The sequence below is a fragment of the Oleiphilus sp. HI0117 genome (assembly GCF_001635235.1).
In genome coordinates, this window is the sequence record NZ_LWGA01001117.1 from 1 (window position 1) to 1522 (window position 1522).

2 protein-coding genes and 1 pseudogene are annotated in these 1522 nt (G+C 47.0%); all 3 read left to right on the top strand.

Annotation, left to right across the window (positions count from 1 at the left end; translation table 11 throughout):
* Window positions 1-198 (top strand): annotated as a pseudogene (locus A3757_RS20035) (urease accessory protein UreE); the annotation flags it as partial.
* A complete protein-coding gene (locus A3757_RS20040; RefSeq protein ID WP_068512998.1) occupies window positions 195-872 on the top strand; it encodes an urease accessory protein UreF in 678 nt (225 codons plus the stop codon). The pseudogene A3757_RS20035 and the gene A3757_RS20040, both read left to right, overlap by 4 nt.
* Before the next feature lie 125 nt (window positions 873-997).
* Window positions 998-1522, top strand: a 525-nt coding sequence (gene ureG, locus A3757_RS20045; protein ID WP_068740167.1) for an urease accessory protein UreG, incomplete at its 3' end; no start/stop codon positions are given.

Here is a 1522-nt window from a genome sequence, read left to right on the forward strand (position 1 = left end):
AACCGCCATACAAAAATTGAAGTGGGTGAGCGTTGGTTGAGAATTAAGCCTGACCATGTCTTGGAAGAAATGCTGCACTTACTGGGTTTAGTGGTGACACATGAAGAAGAAGTGTTCGCTCCTGAGTCTGGTGCATATTCCAAGGGTGGGCACTCACATTCACACGGTCATTCTCATGATGGACATTCGCACGAATGAGTAATCCTTTAGCCCTGTCACGTTTGCTGCAGTTAAGCTCGGTTAGCCTACCGGTAGGTGGCTATGCCTTTTCGCAAGGCATGGAGTATGCAATAGAGTGTCGTTGGATAAAAAACTTCAACGATGCCGAGTCCTGGATTCGACTTCAAATGCGAGAAAGCCTGGCCAAAGTCGATCTGCCAATTTTACGTGGTGCCATGGAAAGCACGGCTGAAGAAGACTGGCAGCGTTTTATGTTTCTTAATGATTTATCGATCGCATCCCGGGAAACGAAAGAACTACGGCTAACAGATACGGCAATGGGCGCTGCTTTATTGCGACTCTTGAAAAGCTTGGATTTTGACTTGCCAGAATGCGTCACTCAGGAAGGCGAAGAACACAGCTTTGCGACCTTATTCGCTTATGCGGCGCAAAAGTGGGGAATCGTTTTTGAAGATGCGGCCAATGGTTTTGTCTGGTCATGGCTAGAAAACCAGGTGGCAGGGGCCACTAAAATGGTGCCTTTGGGTCAGACTCAAGCTCAACAAATGCTGACCTTGTTTCAACCAGAGATTGCAGAATCGATTGCTTTGGCTGAACAAATAGATGAAGACAAAATAGGCGGTGGTCTACCCGGATTGGCCATAGCCAGCGCCTTACATGAACAGCAATACTCAAGGCTTTTCCGTTCTTAGTTGAAAAGCTTACGATCACGTCCCCTATAGTCATTCACGCGAAGGCGGGAATCTAAGGTCTTAGGGGGAATTAAAACAATGGATCCCCGCCTGCGCGGGGATGACGAAAAATATAGGATATAACAATGGCAAAAAAACAAACGCTACGAGTCGGTGTCGGGGGCCCTGTTGGTTCAGGTAAAACCGCCTTATTGCGCTCACTTTGTGCAGCATTAAAAGATCACTACAATATTGCAGTGGTAACCAATGATATTTATACCCAGGAAGATGCTTTATTCCTGACGCGTCACGAAGCTTTGGATGAAGACCGAATCCTGGGTGTTGAAACGGGTGGCTGTCCACATACCGCGATTCGTGAAGATGCCTCAATGAACTTGGCTGCGATTGATGAGCTGATGAAGCGCCATGGAGAGCTCGATGTCGTTTTTGTAGAAAGTGGCGGTGATAACCTTAGTGCGACCTTTAGCCCAGAACTATCGGACTTAACTATCTACGTGATTGATGTATCAGCAGGCGATAAGATTCCACGTAAAGGTGGCCCAGGCATTACTAAGTCCGATCTGTTGATTATCAATAAAATAGACTTGGCTCCACTTGTTGGTGCTTCGCTAGACGTAATGGATCAGGACTCAAAGAAGATGCGCGGTGAA

Coding starts and splice junctions, on each gene's coding strand:
- A3757_RS20040 (WP_068512998.1), top strand. CDS start 195: ATGAGTAATCCTTTAGCCCTGTCACGTTTGCTGCAGTTAAGCTCGGTT.